General features: G+C 39.5%; 11 protein-coding genes. All 11 read right to left on the reverse strand.

Annotated elements, in window-relative coordinates:
- Positions 1–75: 75 nt before the first annotated feature.
- The 11 genes from AW17_RS10305 to AW17_RS10355 all read right to left on the reverse strand — a co-directional run bounded on the left by AW17_RS10305 (position 76) and on the right by AW17_RS10355 (position 19,867).
- Complete coding sequence (locus AW17_RS10305) at positions 76–3,966, reverse strand: TIM-barrel domain-containing protein (RefSeq protein ID WP_029276108.1); 3,891 nt, start codon at positions 3,964–3,966, stop codon at positions 76–78.
- 750 nt (positions 3,967–4,716) lie between these two features.
- On the reverse strand, positions 4,717–5,505 hold the full coding sequence (locus tag AW17_RS10310; RefSeq protein WP_029276109.1) for an NIPSNAP family protein: 789 nt from the start codon (positions 5,503–5,505) through the stop codon (positions 4,717–4,719).
- Between the two features lie 86 nt (positions 5,506–5,591).
- On the reverse strand, positions 5,592–7,886 hold the full coding sequence (locus AW17_RS10315) for a S9 family peptidase (RefSeq protein WP_036669606.1): 2,295 nt from the start codon (positions 7,884–7,886) through the stop codon (positions 5,592–5,594).
- Positions 7,887–7,962: 76 nt separating this feature from the next.
- Positions 7,963–9,411, reverse strand: a complete 1,449-nt coding sequence (locus AW17_RS10320) for an APC family permease (RefSeq protein ID WP_029276112.1) — start codon at positions 9,409–9,411, stop codon at positions 7,963–7,965.
- Positions 9,412–9,455: 44 nt separating this feature from the next.
- Positions 9,456–11,237, reverse strand: coding sequence for a DUF885 family protein (locus AW17_RS10325; protein ID WP_029276114.1), 1,782 nt, complete (start codon positions 11,235–11,237; stop codon positions 9,456–9,458).
- An 86-nt stretch (positions 11,238–11,323) separates the two neighbouring features.
- On the reverse strand, positions 11,324–12,226 hold the full coding sequence (locus tag AW17_RS10330; protein WP_029276116.1) for an AraC family transcriptional regulator: 903 nt from the start codon (positions 12,224–12,226) through the stop codon (positions 11,324–11,326).
- A gap of 670 nt (positions 12,227–12,896) precedes the next feature.
- Positions 12,897–14,138 carry an NAD(P)/FAD-dependent oxidoreductase gene (locus AW17_RS10335; RefSeq protein ID WP_029276117.1) on the reverse strand — a complete coding sequence of 414 codons (1,242 nt, stop codon included), beginning with the start codon at positions 14,136–14,138 and terminating at the stop codon, positions 12,897–12,899.
- Positions 14,139–14,178: 40 nt separating this feature from the next.
- Positions 14,179–15,180 carry a 4-hydroxyproline epimerase gene (locus AW17_RS10340; RefSeq protein ID WP_029276118.1) on the reverse strand — a complete coding sequence of 334 codons (1,002 nt, stop codon included), beginning with the start codon at positions 15,178–15,180 and terminating at the stop codon, positions 14,179–14,181.
- Positions 15,173–16,759: an aldehyde dehydrogenase (NADP(+)) gene (locus AW17_RS10345; protein ID WP_029276119.1), complete on the reverse strand. Its 1,587-nt coding sequence runs from the start codon at positions 16,757–16,759 to the stop codon at positions 15,173–15,175. The genes AW17_RS10340 and AW17_RS10345 overlap by 8 nt, the downstream gene beginning before the upstream one ends.
- A 14-nt stretch (positions 16,760–16,773) precedes the next feature.
- The gene (locus AW17_RS10350; protein WP_029276121.1) at positions 16,774–17,691 is read right to left on the reverse strand and encodes a dihydrodipicolinate synthase family protein; all 918 of its coding nucleotides are present in this window, start codon (positions 17,689–17,691) and stop codon (positions 16,774–16,776) included.
- Positions 17,692–18,469: 778 nt separating this feature from the next.
- Entirely contained in the window at positions 18,470–19,867 is a 1,398-nt protein-coding gene (locus AW17_RS10355; protein WP_029276122.1) for an aminopeptidase P family protein, read from the reverse strand.
- Positions 19,868–20,427: the final 560 nt, after the last annotated feature.

Genomic DNA, 20,427 nt, shown 5'->3' on the forward strand with positions numbered 1-20,427 from the left:
GGTGTTCAAGTTAGTGCCAATAAAAAAAGAGGCCGATTAAAAACCGACCTCTTCGCACTAATCACTACTAACTAACTAAAATTTAACTGAATTGAGATTCTTATCTACTAAAATGCCTTCACTAATTTTAAGCATGAACTGTAGTTTGCGTTTTGCCTTTAATTTCAGGATAAACAGATCGGCAGTTTCGTTTAAAGCATCTTTGTTGCCAATGTTTACAAAGGTTGGATACAAAACCTTTGCGCCACTGGTATGCAGGCGATCGTTGGTCAGATTATCCATCTGTTTGGTATTTAAGGGCTGAATGCTTACAAAATCATAATCCTGTGCATTGTATGGTAGGGCAAAACTTAAAGCATTTACTGACTTCAGGTTTATTCCTTTTACTTTAATTTCGATGATTTCGTCTTTGTTATAAGCTTGTTTAGCGGTACTCATTTCCAGTTTACCTGCAACTTTATCAATTTTAGCATTTTTTATACCTCCTTCAAGTTGTGTAGCTACAACTGAAATATCGTAGGCATCAATCAAATTGTTTTTATTGATATCACCATTGCTGATATAACCTTCAAAATCAGCATCACCTTTTCTTAAACCAGTATAATTGATGTAAGAAGTTAAATCGTTCTTATCAATTAAGCGGTCGTTATTGATATCGCCGGGAAGATAGCTTTCGGTACCAGGAACTTTAAATACATATAGCTCCCTACCTGAACCAAAACCACCCACACCATCAGCAACAGCAATTTTGAGGTAACGTGCAGCAGGATGTGCAGTGAAATTGAATATTTTAATTTCGTCGTTATTGGCCCATTCAAATGCACCAGCCTCTGTCCAGCTTTCTTTATTATTGCTATAAAATACTTTACCTTTTAATAAAATCCCGTTCCCTCTTCCTGTGCGTGGCAAGTAGTGGAATTTATCCAGTTGATTGATCGATTTCAGATCAATGATCATATCAAAAGGAACAGCTTTAACGCCCCATTTGGTATGCCAGGTATTACCTTCGTCATAATCGAATAATTTATTGATGCCTGAGCCGCCTTGATTTTCTACCGTAGTCTCGGCTACAATACCCTGAATTGCAAATTCTAAAGGATTGGTTTTGGTAGTGGCTTTAATTTCGGTCCAATCTGAGTAGCCATCTTTGTTTACAGCACGCAGTTTAAAGGTGTAAGTTGTTTCGGCTAATAAACCATCAAACAACAATGCAGTATCTCGGATAGTAGTATAATGCATATCGTTAAAATCAATTTCATAAAAATCTGCATTGCTCACTTTACTCCAGCTTGGGCTAAGCGTATAGGCCTCCCTGTTTTTATCACTTACCCTTGCATTAACAGGAGCAGTTAATTTACCTGTTGATACACGTTGTTTATCTACGGGCTCGAATTTAAAACCGTCTATACTAAGTGTTACCGGATTGATGGTAATATCGGTAGATTGAAGTTTAACCAACAATTGCGGGTTTTTAACCATTGCCACTTTTTCAAACTCGCTTCCTTTTGTCGCAAAACGGTTTAGGTTTGGTGCAGTATCGTAGAAATAAACGTTAGACTGTTTTAAAAACTCATCTTTCGAGTTTACTTCTGATAATTTTATTTTACTGTTCCCAACTTTTGCCGTTAACCTTTTTGGTTTTTCGGTAACGTTAATGACGAATTCAGTTGTTTTCTCTTTCACAAAGCTATCGAAATCGCCCTTTGCAGGATGAATGGTAACCAGGGCATTGTTCTTCTGATCTAGTGCTGATTCGATTAAAGTAGAAGCACCTTTTCCTAATTTATAGGCTTCTGTTGCACCGTCATCATCGTATTCGGTAAATGAAGTTTTTCCAAAAGGATATAATTCATAAATACGGTTTGTCTTATTGATTTCAGAAACATTGTTATTCGGATTCGTCATCGGGATAATGGCGCCATTTTTAACAAAAACAGGCAATTTCCATAACGGCGAGTCAAAACTATTGAGAATGCTGTTTCCTGTGTATTTTTCTCCGGTGAAATAGTCAATCCATGTTCCCTCTGGCAAGTAAATACCATTACGGATATCGTTACCTTTCTCATCTGACTTGGTTGCCTGATAAATTGGCGCCACTAAGAAAGAAGGTCCGTACAGGTATTGATATTGTGTTGAAGTACCTTTGGTATAAGCATTTGGATATTCCAGAAACATTGCCCTGATTATCGGCAATCCAGTAACTGCTTCTCTAGCTACGCTATAAGTATAGGGTATCAACTCCGATTTCAGTTTTAAATAGTTGCGGTTAATCGAAGCTACAGGCTCACCCAATGCATGTGGATATTTTTCGTTAGCTCCCCAACCGTCCATATTTAATTCCATTGGCGTAAAGGTTTTCCATTGGAAATCGCGGGTATTGATGGTTAGATTTTTACCGCCAAAAATACCATCCATATCTGAAGTAATATTCGGTTGACCAGATAAACCAGAACCTAAATAGGTAGGGATGTGGAAACGGATATATTCCCAAACGCCACCAGTTTGATCACCCGACCAAATACCGGCATAACGTTGTGTACCCGCCCAGCCATCTAACGAAATGATAAACGGGCGGCTACTATTACCATAATAAGGCATAATCTGGGCTACATCGGCAACACCGTTCAACCCGAACGAATAACCGGCGCCAACCCATGCTACATCGGTTTTTAATACACGAACGCCTGCATCTCTGGCTTCCTTAATAATATCGCGCTGTAATAACGGACTTACTTCTGCTTTAGGGTGAAGATCAGATTGTGTCCAAAGACCGATTTCCACGCCGTTTTTACGGGCATAATCGCCAAAACTTTTCAGGTTCTGAATGTTGCCATCCAATGTTTCGGTTTGACCATAACCTGCGCCATAACCATCATTTGGAAGTACCCAGCCCAAAGGCATATCATGTTTTTTATAACGGTCGATCACCGCACGTGCTGAAAACTGATAATTGTTTTTTTCACCGTTAAGCGATTCTTTTATACCGCCGTTATCTTTCTGACTTTCTTTGTAACGTTTACCATCTTCAAATAAAGTTCCCTTTTCGTCTTCTTTCCAAAAATCGCGGTTGTAAGCGTTTAAATGTCCCTGGTAGAAACCAAATTTTGGTAACAAAATCGGATTTCCGGTAAGTTGATAAAAATCGTTCAATAAGGGTACTGCACCATCGTTAATCATAAAAAAAGCATCCAGGTAATCGGTTTCATGTGCCAATTTTACCAATCCTTTTTCTTTAGCACCAAAATTGTAATTTCCTTTACTGAAGGTATACCACATTACAGCATAACCGTTGGTAGACCAATAATAAGGTGTTGGTGAAGCTACTCCCCCATCTGTCCAGCTGTTTTGGTTTTCGATAGAAATGGCTCTTCCCTTGTGAGAGAAACGGCCGTTCTGTACGCCGCCACCATAAAAATACTCCTGTGGATTTTCTTTCAAACTAAGGGTTACTTTCTCTTTTTCGAACTGAATCGGTGCTAATTCTTCAACAGCCACAGCTTGTGTAGCAAGGTTGATAATTTTGATCAGGGAAGTATTTTTATCGAAAAGAACGGTAATCTTACCGGTAGATATGAACAGTTGATTATTCTCATCTTTAATATCCAGTTTTGAAACTGGTCGACGTGGATTTTCCACTAAAATTTTGGCTTCTGGTTTTGCCTCCGGATCGCGTATAAAACCTCCTGTAGGGTCTTCGAAAAGACGGAAAATATGATCGCCGTAAAAATCTAATGTTAAACGTTGATTATCAGAAAGCAACAATTCTACTGTGGTGGTATTGATCTTTTTTGCACTAAGCACTTTGGTAACTTTTTCTGCTACCTGATTGGTTTTCTGAGCAGCTGGTTGAGCAGAAACAAAAAACGAAGCGGTAACTAAAAAAAAGGTAAATGCCAAAACAATGCTTTTAGGTTGATTTTTGGGGTTGGTTATTTTAAAGTTTTTTAAGAAATAATGCGGGGTCATTAAATTTTGATTTGGTTATGTGTTTTATGTTAAGCAAGCTGATAATTTTAGTTGCTATGGGATAAAGTTAACAAACACATTAAAGGAACTGGTGCGTTTTTAGGCACAAAAACCGCGCAATCGTTTGCCTATCTAATTTTTTACCAGAGATGGTGTGATGTTTTTTCTATCATTAAGAAATTAAGGGCATTAAGGTCGTAGAAGATCGATTTTATAGAAAAGATTCAGCGGTCGTCCTCCTGAACTTGTTTCAGAATCTAAAATTGCGTCATTCTGAACTTCTGAATCTTTCTGGTTAGCTTTCTTGCCACGGAAGCACAGATTTGCACGGAATTTAAGTTACCCTTCGCTTTTAGCTTTAGTCTTTCCTACCATTAAGCAGTTAAGAACATTAAGATTTTCATAGCTCAAATCCTGCGATCGTCCTCCTGAACTTGTTTCAGGATCTAAAATTGAGTCATTCTAAATTTACTTCAGAATCTTTCTGGTTAGCTTTCTTGCCACGGAAGCACAGATTTGCACGGAATTTAAGTTACCCTTCGCTTTCAGCTTTAGTCTTTCCTACCATTAAGCAGTTAAGAACATTAAGTTTTCATGGCTCGCTCCCAGCGGTCGTCCTCCTGAACTTGTTTCAGAATCTAAAATTGCGTCATTCTGAACTTCTGAATCTTTCTGGTTAGCTTTCTTGCCACGGAAGTACAGATTTGCACGGAATTTAATTTTGCTTTGAGCTTTAAGCTTTTACCTTTCTTAAAAATCTGAATAGTCTGTTGGGTAAACAAATTTAGTGTCGTTTTTAGAAACATTGTGCTGATACGCTGGCATTGCATAAAGCTTTTTCCAATATTCATCTGCCGAGAAAGCCTTCCAGTGTGCGTCTCTATCTGCTTTATTTTCAAAAGTGGTTAAATACATCAGGTTAGGCATGCGGCTACCGGCGATTACTTCTCCATAAAATACTGCATTAAAATTGAGCCTTTTAAACAACCCGATTTCATCGCCCTTATTAAACATTTCAACTTTATTCTGAAAATACTTCTCGGTAGGTGCCTCGTAACTTCTTAATTCGTACACCCGTTCTTTCATCGGCGATTTTAGATTAGGCAGCATAAAATGAGGAGCATTCTCAAAAGCCTTTAAAACAATAGATTCTAATCGCTCGTAAGGAGCCTCGGTATAAGTTGCATCAAGGTAAGTTTTACCGTCAACAACATATTGCTTATCTTTGGCTAACTTTTCATCCAGCTCCAGAACGCCATTGAATGATTTCAAAGGAATAAATACATAAATAAGCTTTTCTATAACCACAGCCTGATCGCCTATAATGGGTTTAAACACGCCCACTTTTGCAATTCCATTACGGTGCAATGCGGGTAAATATGCCTTCTGCAGGTAATCATCTACTGTTTTTTCCTGAGCATCGGTTTTTAAATGGTAAATTTTGATCTGATAGAAATCTATCTTCGATGCTTTGGCAGCGAATCCGCTAGCTAACAGTACGAATAAAAACAGATAGTATATTTTAATTTTTGGCAACATGGTTAATGGGATGATTAGTGCAATGTACCAAAGTAACAATTTATTTTGAATGATTGAACCAATGACCAATGAACCAGTAAACCAATCTATTTTGAAAGGTTCGGATTTGGTGGTTCGGCATGCAATAAATGTTTTACAAAGAAGTCGCGTTTACGCCTCCGTCCGTAAATACCACCATCGCTATGACCCATACCCGGAATGCTTAATATATCAAAGTCTTTATTTGCTTTGATCAATGCATCGGCGAGTCGGTAGGTCGATTCTGGGGGTACATTTTCATCCGCTTCACCAACAATTAAAAATAAATTACCCTGTAATTTTGGTGCATTGGTAATGTTAGATTGTTCTCCATAGTGCGGCCCTACAGGATAGCCCATCCATTGTTCGTTCCACCATTGTTTATCGATGCGGTTATCGTGACAACCACACGCAGAAACCGCAGCTTTATAAAACTCGGGATGAAATAACAGTGCACCAGTTGAACTTTGCCCACCCGCCGAAGTACCATAGATACCCACTCTTGAAATATCAGCATTTGGATATTTCGCCGCCATGGATTTCATCCACAATATCCGGTCAGGGAAACCTGCATCGGCTATATTTTTCCAGCATACATCATGAAAAGCTTTAGACCGGTTGGCAGTACCCATTCCATCAATCTGTACTACGATAAAACCTAATTCGGCAATGCTCTGCATTTCACTGGCAGGTAAGAAACTTTTGGGCACAAAACTATCATGAGGACCTGCGTAAATATTTTCGATAACAGGATAAGTTTTGTTCGGATCCATTTTTGAAGGGAAGCAAACAATGCCCCAAATATCGGTTATACCATCTCTTCCTTTAGCCACAAAAACTTCGGGTAGTTTAACTCCTGTAGCTAAATAAATAGCTGTTTGGCCATGTTCAATTTCGCTTATTTTTTTGGTGTTCGCAGTTAACCTTAACTCGCTAACAGGCGGTACATTTACCTGAGCGTAAGTATCGATATAATATTTGCGGTCAGGAGAAAAACTGAGGATATGATTACCTTTTTCTGGCGTAAGATTCACCAGTCCCTTTCCATCGAACCCGATCCTGTAATAATGGATAAAATAAGGATCTTCACCAGCATTCATTCCATTTGCCCGGAACCAAATCTGGCGTTTAACCACATCTACACTATCGATATCCCTAACTACCCAATTGCCTTTGGTAACCAGCGTCTGTTTTCCCGTGATGCCATTAACCAGATAAAGGTGTTGCCATCCATCCTGCTCACTGGTCCACAATATTTCATTTGTTTTAGGTAAGTAATGGGTATAAATGCGCCGCTCATAAATGAAGGTTTTTGTTTTTTCGTCGATAATGTTTTTGGTTTTTCCGGTTAAAACATCTACTTCAATTACCCTAAAACGTTGATGGCCGCGATCTACTTTCTCGTAGGTATAATACCTGCTGTTATTATCGCGCCAATGCAATTCTGGTGCACCAAAGAAATCTATCGGTTCTGCATCTACTTTAATGGCAGTTTTAGCTGTTACATTAAAAACATAGGGCTGATAAGCGGTAAAATCGTCACCAGGCTGCGCATACTCTCTCGATTTTAATTCACCACGGGTAGTGCCAGGAACCGAACTTAATACATAATGTACTTTTTTAGTCTCTTTCGGATCGATTTTATAGGCAACAATATTTTTTCCATCGGGCGACCATGCAAATTCGCCATAAGGTTTATCGGCATTACCATCGGTACTCAGCTGGGTTTCTGCTTTGGTAGCTAGATCAACCACAAATATATTTCCGCCCTTTATGAAGATTTCATTTTTACCATCAGGCGATTTTCTGGTTTCACGGTTCCGTTGCCAGCGCGACCTGCTTTGCTGCAAAGGTTTTTTGGCATTGTAACGATAAATTAGAGTGTCTTTGGTATCCGCTAAACTGTAATCGCTCAAGTTTAATTCATACCATTTATCCTGTATTTTTAGTTTTGCTGTATTGCCCTGATCGGCGAAATACAATTCAGCAAACTGAAGTTTTAATGGATTCTGCTTTTTACCCGTTACCTTTTCTATATTTTCAGCCAGTTTATCGCTATCAAATGCCGCTTTACGTTTACCTATTGCAGCATCTACATAATAATACTCCCATGTTCTGTTAGGAAGGTTCTTTTTATACCAAAATGCACTGCCATCTTTTTTCCAAAAGGGAATAAGATCGTTGTTGGTTGGGATATTGCGTAATGCGGTATCCAGCTTAGTAGATAATTGGTAAGCATTTGCCACTTCAGCAGCACTTGGTGCATAGGGCTGCAAACCCGCTTGCTGTGCCAGCAGCTGAGAGGAAACAAAACTTAATAAGATGATCGCTATTGCTTTTTTAGCGCTTGGATAAGTGGTCATTACAGATTTTTTGTGGTAAATATAATGTTACGGTTTTTCAGATTTCCTTTAGATTTTGATGAATAACATCAATATTTTAACCGTTCACATCAACCGCTTCTTTTGCTTTCAAATCCTGGCGGGCAATACTTCCTTTAATCAGATAATAAACCGGTATACCAATTAAAGTGATGATTAATCCAGGCCAGGTAAATTTAGGTTTAAAAATAATCAGCAAGATACAAAAAGCCAGTCCCATCACCATATAGATGATCGGCAGCACAGGGTAGCCAAAAGCTTTGTATGGCCGCTCGGCATCAGGTCGTTTTTTACGAAGGATAAAAATTCCGAAAATGGTGAGCATATAAAACATCACCACCACAAACGAGATCATATCCAACAGATCGCCGTATTTTCCGCTGATACACCATAAACAAGCAAAAACACACTGAATCCATAATCCAAAACCAGGAACTGCATTTTTGTTGAGTGTACCTACTTTTTTAAAGAAAAGCCCGTCTTTGGCCATTGAGTAATACACCCTGGCACCAGCCATAATTAAACCGTTGTTACAGCCGAAAGTTGAAACCATAATCATTAATGCAATAATGATGGTACCGGCTGTACCGAAGATATGATTGGCAGCAGAAACTGCAACCCGATCTTTATCAGCATAGGCGATATCATGTAATGAAAGTACCCCGGTATACATCACATTCGTAAGGATATAGAGTACTGTTACGATAATGGTTCCTAGGGCTAAACTCAAGCCAATATTGCGTGCAGGGTTTTTAATTTCGCCCGCAATAAAGGTAACGTTGTGCCAGGAGTCGCTACTAAATATCGAACCCACCATCGCCGCCGCAATGGCACCGAAAGCCGCCAAAGTGGTGTAAGAGCCGATATTTCCATTGGCAGAGAGCGGTCCTAAAACCCACATATTTTCCCAGTTGGTTTTCCAGATTCCTTTATCTAAAAAGAAAAGTCCAAATGCGATAAGACCAAACAGACTTAGCAATTTGGCCACTGTAAAGGTGGTTTGGATCACTTTACCGCCATTTACCCCCCTATTGTTAATATAGGTGAGTAATATAATCACCCCAATGGCCAATAGTTGAGCGGGCGAGATGGTAAAGAAACCTAAATCGATGGCTACTAAATCTTCACTTAGTGCAGGCACGAGATATGCGGTAAACTTGGCAAATGCCACGCCTACTGCGGCAATAGTTGCCGTTTGGATTACCGTAAAAAAACTCCAGCCATATAAAAAACTGATCAGCGGATTATATGCCTCCTTCAAATAAATGTATTGTCCGCCTGCTTTTGGGAACATGGCACTTAATTCGCCATAACTCAATGCAGCAGTAAGCGTCATAAAACCTGTAATTAGCCAAACCACTAACAGCCAGCCAGAACTGCCTACATTCCGGGTAATATCGGCACTTACAATAAAAATACCTGAGCCGATCATACTTCCGGCTACAAGCATTGTTGCATCCATCAATTTAAGTGAGGGTTTAAATTGTGTGGTTTCTTTTTCAATCATGTGTTCTGTTGCTTGGTGGTTCTAAATGGTTTGATGAGTTTTACTTATTTAAGTTGGCCGTAAAAATGCCAAGAGCTAGAGAAATCGCGTGTTAAGGGCTGATTGGTTAAAGTAGCCCTGATCATCTCGACAGGAATTAAGTTTTCTTTAATTACCGCATCGTGAAAAACTTTAAAGCTCATCTTACCGCTATCAACCAGTTCTTTTTTCAGCGCAAAAAGCTGAAGACCACCAGTAAGGTAAGCTACCTGGTACAAAGGACTATAATCGCCTTTGAAAGATCTTCGTACTTCGCCTTCTGCATTGGCGCGTTCGTGTCCTACCCGGTCGACCAGAAAATCGACACACTGTTGAGGGGTCCACTTGCCCAGATGAAAGTTTAGCGAAAAAAGAATCCTCGCGCAACGGTGCATCCGCCAGAAAAGCATGCCCATTTTTTCTTCGGGAGTTTTGGCAAAGCCTTTATCGTAAAGTAAAAGTTCCCAGTACAAAGGCCAGCCTTCTACACTAAAAGGTGTTTTAAATGGATCGCGATAGCTTTTATAACGGTTATTGATAAAATATTGATAATGATGGCCGGGCAAGAGTTCGTGCTGCACGGTTCCCCTCGAAAAATAAGGGTTGTTACCCCGCATACTCATTAACTTATCATCTTCTTCCATCGAATTTGTTGGATAAGAAATACTAATTTCGCGCCCACCGGTAAAAAATGGATTTACCAATTGGCGTTCGGCCGACATCATGACCATACCCCAGGTTTCTTCAGCAAGCACCGGAATATTGATCAGATCGTTGGCTTTTATAAAGCTTAAGGCATCATCCTGCAGTTTTACAATCAACTCTGGCTGTTTACCTAAGGGTACGTAGCTGTTCTTGATTTTTTCCTGAGCTTTTTTCCAGTCTTTACCGAAGCCCATAGCTGCTGAAGCTTTTAAAAGTTCTTCGTCGCAAAACTTAAATTCTTTTTCGGCAAGCTGAATCAGTTCTTCTGGTGTATAAGGAATAAGCTCTGCATTTAATTGCCTGATCAGTTCTTCCCTTCCGATGGGATTTCCTTTAATTTCTGGTTTGTTTGATTTTACAGCAGCTACAGGATCTCCTTTATCGTTAAAAAACTTGGCGTAATTGGTCAAAGCGAAATCTAACCTTTCGTAAGGTCTAGGTGCCCACCAGGTAAAACCAGGTTCATAATCCATATAAAACTGATAAAAACCTTTTAAACGGTGTTTTAAACTCAAAGTTATGGCCGTTGCCATTTTAAGCTGATCGGGTTTGAGGCTTGCTTGCTTAGCGAAATTTTGGCTCAGGGTATCAATCTGCTTCGCGATTTCGGTCATCTGGACAGCCAGTAACGATCCTTCTTTATAAGTACCCCTTCTTCTTAGTTTTTCGAGTGCATAAATCGCATCGGCGAAGGTGAAATATTTAGACAGGGCATTATACTCTGTTTCCTCTTTACCTAAGAGCCAAACAGAAGATTCTATCTGTTTTTTAAGGAGGATATAATCTACTTTGCCATAAATACTAAAGCCTTCAAATTTGGCCGATTTTAACTTGGTTAAATAATCTTTGTTGATGTCTTGCAGGCGTTTTCTTTGTTCCGGGCTTTTAAAAGTAGTCATCGGAAAAGAATAAGTACCCCCTGCAGAATAAGGATAATAGAAATCATTGATGGCATCTACATCCCTTTGGTAGCCTACTATCAGCGTGCCCATTTCGCTGGTTTGTTCGTACAAACTTTCGTTTGAAGTTTGGGCTAATACAAAAGTACCTGATAACAGGCTTACCATTAACAAGAGGGCAAAAAACTTCAATTTGTTTTGCATTTAGTTTGGTTAAGTTTGGCGAATAGCATTTGCCTCCATTTGAAAAAATGGCTAGCTTTTTTAAAAAAAATAAAAGTGTTTTTTGTTTAAGCGCCTACGTAGCTTACCCTGCTCACATTATTATAAGTATCTATATATGCTCTTGGCGACTGGCCAATAATACTTTTAAATACCCGGTTAAAATTGGTAATGCTATTGAAACCAGCTTTATAGGCTACACCTGAAATGCAATCGGCTTTTTCACCCGAAATAAGGCTTTTACAGGCATCGTTAATTCTAACTTCGTTTAAAAAGGACACGAAAGTATGTCCGGTATGTTTCTTAAAATACCTACAGAAGGCCTGAGGAGTCATAAACGCAGCATTGGCTACATCTTCTAAAGAAATTTGATTGTTGTAGTTTTCAGTGATAAAGTTAATGATCTTGCTCAATCGCATCCCTTCATTTTCGGTTACGTTAGAAGAATACATATCCGAACATAACGATTCTACATTCTCATTTAAATCCTGGAGGCTGTTAACCAATTTCAAGAAGTTAAACAGCACATCAACTCCTGATGCCTGGTGAACATTGAACATTTTGGTTACCATGTTTTTAGTAAATGCAGCAGGAATTTTGAAACCATGTTTGTGTTTAGCCAAAAAACCACTTGCCATCTTCATTTCGGGAAGATTGAACAAAGCAGCTAAAATACCGTTAGGATTAAAGTAAATAGAACATGCTTTGATTGTTTTATTGTTCTCAGCAGAGAAATACTCAGGATTGCTTTTAAAAAGATGTGGAAGTTTTGCCCCAATTACAAAAATATCACCCGATCGGAAAGCATGCATGTCATTCCCCGCAATTAACGTCCCCTCTCCCTTTTCTATGTAAGTAATCTGCCACTCATCATGTCGGTGCAGATACTGGTAAAAATATGGAAGTTCAATATGTTCCGATATCACACTCTTGTCATCGGGAACAAGCATGGTAAATGGTAATACTTTCATAATTTTGGTTTAGTTGGTTGAGTTTGATTACGAATTGAATGTATAAATATTAACTCAAATAAACCAATAAAACTTAAATAAGGTTAAAATCCTGCTACACTTTGATAATATATGACGGATTTAATGATGAATCCGGCAGCTCGTAAATCACTACATAGTTAGTTAACCTACTGTAAAGCAAGATCTAAAACGATTAATTCAAACCAGAATCGAACCAAATATACAATGACATGATGTAATTTATAAAAGTTTTAGGCTTTAGCGTTGAATAACAGATGTCTGAAGACGGGATTACAAATCCCGACTAACGGCAAATTGTGAAGAAACGGAGTTAAATCAAGAATCTGCATCATAAATATAGAATTGTCATCCTGAGCTTGTCGAAGGACCCGTTTTAAATATCTAACAAGGCGTTTCGACAGGCTCAACGTGACAAATTCGAGGTGAATTACATTTTATGATACAACCACTTAGAGATTAAAGCTTGTTGAATTACGATTCCAAATCATTTATCAATGACGGATGCCTAAAATCGAGCGTCATCCGATAGCTATCGGATGCAAGGAAGAACGACGAAGCAATCTTTCCAAATTAAGACAAAGATTACTTCATCAATAAAAAAATCGACTTCACAATGACGACATCCCTAGAAAAATAAATCCTCAGTATATTATCTAACTACTGCAAATGGCTCCATTTTTAGATCAGTAGCCATGCCTGAAACAATCTGGCTAACCAACAAACCCGTTGCAGGGCCTAAACTTAACCCCATCATACCATGGCCCGTAGCGATAATTAGATTTTCTCTTTTTTCGCTTCTGCCAATATATGGCAAACCATCAGGTGATGACGGACGAAAACCATACCAGATATCTTTTTCTGCTGGAAGTGTAGGTTTTAAGTCTGGAAAATATGCCGGAACCGATTCTACTATCCCTTTAACCCTTTGCATATTAATGCGGGTATTAATTTTATCTAACTCCATTGTACCGCCATACCTAATCTGTCCGTTCATTGGTGTTATGGCCACTCTGGCTTCACATAACAATGCCGGAATAGTTAGCCGTTGCTGAGGTTCTGGCTCCATAAAAGAATAACCTTTGCCTGGCATTAAAGATATTTTAACATCGGCCATTTTAGCCACAGCAGGCGACCATGAACCAGTTGCCAAAACGTACTGATCGGCTTCCCAGGCGATATTGCCTGTAAAAACCTTCATAATGCGATTGCCAACCGTTTCAATTTTATCAACCGCTCTGCCACGTTCTATCTTAACACCATTGTTTAATAAATACTTTAGCAAAGCATTCATCAACTTTGTTGGGTAAAGGTGTGCATCGCAACGATAATGTACTGCGCCTAAAACATCTAATTTTAAATCGGGTTGTAATGCGCGGCATTCGTCGGCTGTTAATACAGCCATATCCAAACCCAGTTCTATTGCCCTTGCAGCTAAATGCGCTTCTTCTTCTCCTGCTTTTTCTGTTTTATAAAATGCCAGAATACCGTTGTTCGTTAATTCGAAATCGAAATCAGGCTCTTTTGCCAAGCCTTCATATAGTTTTTTGCTCAGTAACGACAAATCGCGTAAAGGTGCTGCCGATTGGCTCACATGTTTTGACGTGGCATGTTTCATAAATTTCAAGCCCCAGTTAATGAGGTTCCCATTTAAAGATGGGCGAACATAAAACGGACTTTTACTGTTAAACATCCAACGAATACCCTGTTTTATCATACCCGGCGCAGCCAAGGGTACAAAATGGCTGGGCACGATCATCCCGGCATTACCAAAAGAGCAGTTGTCGGTAATATCTCCTTTATCCAAAACTGTAACTTCGTAGCCTTTTTTCTGCAGATAATACGCTGAAGTTAAACCTACAATTCCACCACCTATAATTAATACTTTCGACATTCTTTTAATTTATACTGCTGATATTCATTTCAAAAACTCACTAAATCACCTGAAATCCATGTGCATATGGATCATCTTCGGCATCTATTTTAATGGTATTGTAGCCATAAACTTTTGCCCAGCCCTCTACACTTGGTATAATAGCTTTAATTCCGTTTAAGTCTACAATTTCTTCTACTCTTCCGATAAATTTGCTACCGATAAAACTTTCGTGGATAAAATCTTCTCCCTGTTTTAATTTTCCTTTAGCAAACCACTGTGCCAAGCGGGCTGAGGTGCCTGTTCCACATGGCGAGCGATCGATGGCTTTATCGCCATAAAAAACTGCATTCCTGGCGGTTGATGTAGGGTCGATTGTTTTACCTGTCCACAACACATGGCTACAGCCATTTATCGTAGGGTCTAAAGGATGTACAAAAGTATATTGTTCGTTGATGCGTTTTCTGATGGTCTGGCTCCAGGTAATCAGTTGTGAGGCGGTGTAGTTTTCCAGTCCCGGAAAATTTTCCTGCGGGTCTACAATGGCATAAAAGTTACCTCCATAAGCTACATCAAAAGTAAGTATACCTAAATCTGGGCATTCTACTTCTAAATTTTCTGCGGCCAGGTAAGAAGCTACGTTTTTGAGCTTAACCGATTTAACCTTTTTACCTTCCTGCTTATATTCAATTAAGACTAATCCGGCCGGGGCCTCCATTCTGATCACACCTGGTATTTTGGGCTGAATTAATCCTTCTTCTATGGCAATAGTAATGGTACCGATAGTACCGTGACCGCACATTGGAAGGCAGCCACTGGTTTCGATAAAAAGCACAGCTACATCATTAGCAGGATCGTGAGGCGGATAAAGAATACTGCCCGACATCATATCATGGCCGCGTGGTTCGAACATTAAACCTGTTCTGATCCAATCGAATTCTTTCAAAAAATGCTGGCGCTTTTCGCTCATGTTCGAGCCAATAAGCTGAGGGCCGCCGCCTGCAACTAACCTAACCGGATTTCCGCAAGTATGTGCATCTACACAAAAAAAGGTTTTACTCATGAGATTTCGTTAATATCTGGTTAACCGTTCTGAAAATACCTAAAGGATTTCTGTCTTTCAATTCATCAGGCAACAATTCCTGTTCCCAATCCTGATAAGCCAATGGCCTTGCAAAACGGTTGATTGCAGTTGAACCAACTGAAGTAAAACGACTATCGTTGGTAGCAGGAAACGGTCCACCATGTTGCATGGCTGCACAAACTTCTACGCCTGTAGGCACACCATTTAAAATAATTCTTCCGGTTTTATCAGTCAGCTTATTTACCAAAGTTTGATAATGCTGAAGCTCCTGTTTTTCGGCCATTAGGGTTACGGTAAGTTGTCCTTCCAGAACATCAATGGCTTTTTCAAGTTCAGCAATATCCTGAGCAACAACCAATAACGAATATGGGCCGAAAATTTCTTCACGAAGTTTTGGATTTTTGATAAAATCGGCAGCACTTACCTGGGCAATTTTCGCCTCTGATTGATTTTGAAGCGCACTATTTTTTACTGTTGATGCCGATAAAAGCGCAACACCACCTTCATTTACTACCTCAGCAGAAAGTTTACCATAATTATTGGCAATACCTTCGGTAAGCATAGTTGCAGATGGAATAGTTGAAATTGCTTCTTTTAAAACGGCTTTAAAATTTTCGAGTGCCGGCGATTGAACCGCTAACAATAGACCCGGGTTGGTACAAAACTGACCTGCGCCCAAAGTAATTGATGCAGCATATTTTTTAGCCAGTTCTTCTGCCTGGTTTTCTATTGCCTTGGGAAGAAAGATTACCGGATTAATGCTTCCCATTTCGGCAAAAACCGGAATAGGTTGTTCGCGCTGTTGAGCAAGATTAATCAAGGCCATTCCTCCTTTAAACGAACCTGTAAACGTTACTGCTTTAGTTAATGGGTGCTGAACCAAGCTTGCTCCAATGTTATAACCATCATCATACAACAAAGAGAAAACACCTTTAGGCATTCCCGTTTTTTCGGCAGCTTTGATAATGGCACCGCCTACCATCGCACTGGTCCCGTAATGTGCGGGATGTGCTTTAACTACTACCGGGCAACCAGAAGCTAGCGCTGATGCCGTATCGCCACCTGCAACTGAAAAAGCAAGTGGAAAATTACTTGCACCAAAAACCACTACCGGCCCGATTGGGATCAGCATTCGTCTAATATCAGGCCGTGGTAAAGGCTGTCTTTCGGGCAGGGCAGTATCAATAATTGCATCAACCCAAGAGCCTTCGGCAACCAGATTGGCAAATAACCTTAACTGGCCTGTTGTTCTGCCCAGTTCGCCCTGTAAACGACCTAAAGGCAAACCACTTTCTGCCGAAGCCCTGTCTACCAACTCTCCGCCAAGATTAGCGATTTCATCGGCAATAGCATTTAAAAAAGCGGCTTTAAGATCTTTATTTAGGCTTCTATAGCTTTGGAAAGCCGATGTTGCCGATGTTAAGGCATCATTAACAAGGCTATCGTTCGCTTTAAAAAATTCACCGTCAAGCGTTAATCCCGTTGCGGGATTAACAGCTTTAAGGCTTCTTTCATTAACTTCTACATAAGTGCTGGCTACAATATTTTTTCCGTTCATATTTGGTTTTTAAACTATTTTCCCCAGCTACCTGCAGGTAGTTCCGGACGAACAGCTAATGCATCGTTAATAATTTTCAACACTTTTTCTCTCTCTGCGCCACTTATTGGTAAACGGGGTGCACGAACAGCTTCTGTTCCTAACCCGGTTGCTACCTCAGCCAGTTTAATATACTGTACCAATTTTGCATGAATATCCAGCTCAAGTACCGGTAAAAACCAACGATAAATGGTTAGCGCCTCAGCAATGCGGTTTTCTTTAATCAATCTGAAAATGGCAACTGTTTCTCTTGGGAAAGCATCTACTAAACCTGCAACCCATCCGTGTGCGCCCATCACAATACTTTCCATCGCCAATGGATCTACTCCCGTAAAGATTTTGAAGCGGTCGCCAAAGCGGTTAATCAATCGGGTTACGTTCGATACATCTCTTGTTGATTCTTTGATTGCCTGGATGTTATCGTATTTAGTCAAAACCTCGAACATATCTAAGGTTACTTCGATTTTATAATCAACAGGATTATTATAAATCATGATCGGCAGGCTTGTGCTTTCTGCAATGGCACCAAAAAAGGCCAAAGTTTCATCTGGAGCAGCATTATAACGCATTGGCGGCAACAACATTAAACCTTGTGCGCCAAGCGATTCTGCTTTTTTAGCTACTTCGATTGCTTTTTTTGTAGTCGACTCTGCAATGTTCAATAAAACCGGCACTCGGCCATTTACAACAGTTAAGGTATGCGATAACAGGCCGAACTTTTCTTCATCGGTTAGTACACTGGCTTCGCCAAGCGATCCACCTAAAATAATCCCTTCAGCACCTGCTTCTAATTGCGCTTCGATGTTTAAATCGAAAGCCGGAAAATCTAACTCATCGTTCGCTGTAAATTTTGTCGTTACAGCAGGGAAAACCCCAGTCCATTTGATACTCATTGTAGTTTTATGTTTTTAATAATTATATACAAGAAAATAAGGCCTGTTTTTAAAACCAAAAATTTAGTTTTAATTGGCCAAAACATCACTCAGCTAGTTTATTTAGCAACAAACCCATTTAAATGATGCTCAAAGTTAGCATATCCGCTTACGGGAATATTATTGGATTTTAACCAATATTGGTCATAAATGCGCCATTTAAAGCAAACACAATTGATTTGAAAAAGCTGAGGCTCTTGTAGAAGAAATGAGATATAACAAAAAAAGATCTATGTTCCTTTTAATGGCTCTTTATTAATTGTGATGTTGTTATTTTAACAAAATATTAATTTGAAAAGCAGTTTCAGTTTTTCATCGGTTATGGCAGTCCTGCTATCCCTCCTGCTCCGATAAAGGATCGGGAGCATCCGTTCTATCAGGTTTATTTAACACTGGTTCTGTGCTTCTATCCTAGTTTTCTAGCCCTGACAGAAGCGAGCATTCCGATCCTTTACCGATAAATCGGCACTGAATTAGCATCGGAATAAAGCGGATGGCAGGACTATCCTTTAAAAAATCGAAAAGCCCTGCGCTCCAAAACAAAAAACATAGTTATATCAAAGGTCTACGTTATTTTTTCACCTTTCCTTTATAAAAGATGCTGACCACGTAGTAGCTACAAGACAATTGAAAATACTATTTCTACTTGTAAAACAAGTTCAGCATGACGATCGAGTTAGAAAAAAAGAGGTTAAAAAATGATCACAATGTGTAAATGTTAATTGAACTAAGGTTATTACTAATAAGCTTCACTTCTAATCGATTCGATTTCATCTGTGGTTAAGGCCAAATGTTTACCCAACATCCTGCTTCCGTTTTCGGTAACCAGAAAATCGTCTTCAACCCTAATGCCGCTAAAGTTTCTGAACTGCTCCAATTTATCGTAATTAATAAATTCGGCAAACTGGTTGGTGGCTTTCCAACGGTCTATTAATTCGGGAATAATATAAATACCTGGCTCTACCGTTAACACATAACCTGTTTCGAGCGCTTTGCCTAACCTTAACGATTTTAATCCAAACTGGGTAGTGTTTTTAGTCAGTTCATCAGTATAACCTACATATTGCTCGCCTAAATCTTCCATATCGTGTACGTCCAGCCCCATCATATGTCCGGTTCCACATTGAAAGAACATGGCATGCGCACCGGCCTGCACCGCATCTTCGATATTACCCTTCATTAGACCAATATCTTTTAAACCCTGTGCCAGCATTTTACACGAAGCCAAATGCACATCTAAATATCTTACGCCCGGTGCCAACATGTTTTTGCCATGCGTGTAAGCATTCAATACAATATCATACACATCTTTTTGCTCGGCATTAAACTTTTTGCCTACCGGAAAAGTACGCGTAAGATCGCCTGCATAACCTAAAGCTGTTTCTACACCAGAGTCGTTCAAAACCAGTTGACCTTCATGTAGCTGATTACCGTGATAATGGTTGTGCAAAATTTCGCCACGAACAGTTAAAATAACCGGATAAGCCAGATTACCGCCCGAAGCCAATGCAGCACCTTGAATTTTTGCTGCAAGTTCGCGTTCGTACATGCCAGGTTTTGCCTGTTGCATCACCATTAAATGGATATCGGCCGATATTGCTGCTGCACGGTCTAGCTCTTCAATTTCTTCAATAGATTTAATCGATCGTTGTGCCACAACTGCTTTAATAAAACTAAGTGATGCTTTTTCTTTAAGCTGATCGACAGGCAAATTAAGCCAGCTGGCCAATTTGATCTTATTCTCTGAGCGGTAAGGAGGCAGGAAATGAACCTGATGCTTTTTGTCTTGGTATTGCTTAAGATAAGTGTCCAGTTGCGCCAAAGGAAGAACTTTGGTCAAGCCGGCATCAAAACTTTTTTCTTCCAATGTTTTCTGTCTGCCCATCCATACGATATCGTCAATTCCCATTTCATCACCGAAAAGGATTACCTGATCTTCATCAAGGTCGATGATAGCGCCCAAAGAGGGTTCACTTATCCCAAAATAGTATAAAAAGGTACTATCCTGCCTAAAATGGTAGGTATTGTCTTTATAATTCATCGGACTTTCTTCATTACCCAAAAAGAGTAATATTCCCGAATTTATCTTTGATTTTAGTGCTGCTCTTCTTTGGAGGTAAACTTTCTTTTCAAACATATTATTTTGTGTTAGGCAAATATCCCAAAAGCTAGTTTTATTCAATAACAATTAAATATAATGGCTAAAATATGGTTTATATCTGCAAATTATAAGCTATGGTTATGGCACAAAAATCACAATAAATTTCAGGTTAGCGAAAAATAAAGGTAAAATCTGCACATTGTAAGGGTGATTAATGAAAGTTTATGATAGCGTTAACAATTTTAGCCGCGGATACACGGAACATTTATGAAGTTTCTTTGTCATCCAGAGGGATAATCTATTGTATAAAAACAATATAGATGACAGCGTATTTTTATTGTAGCGATAGGTGTGAGGAATCGTCATTGCGAGAAGGCTTTTTCAGCCGACGAAGCAATCTTAATGCGCACGCAGTTAGCGATCGTTGTAAGATTATTCATTTTTACAGTTGCTTTTAAAGGCATTCATGAGCTCACATCGTTCGGTTATCTTCGTGCCTCGCAATGACGACCTTCTATAAGGATCTGTCAATGACAGGCTTAATTTATTTCATAAAAAATCGCCTTTCTCACGCCATCCTCGTTATTCCAGAGGAA

Source organism: Pedobacter borealis DSM 19626, from assembly GCF_000708285.2.
Lineage (GTDB): Bacteria > Bacteroidota > Bacteroidia > Sphingobacteriales > Sphingobacteriaceae > Pedobacter > Pedobacter borealis.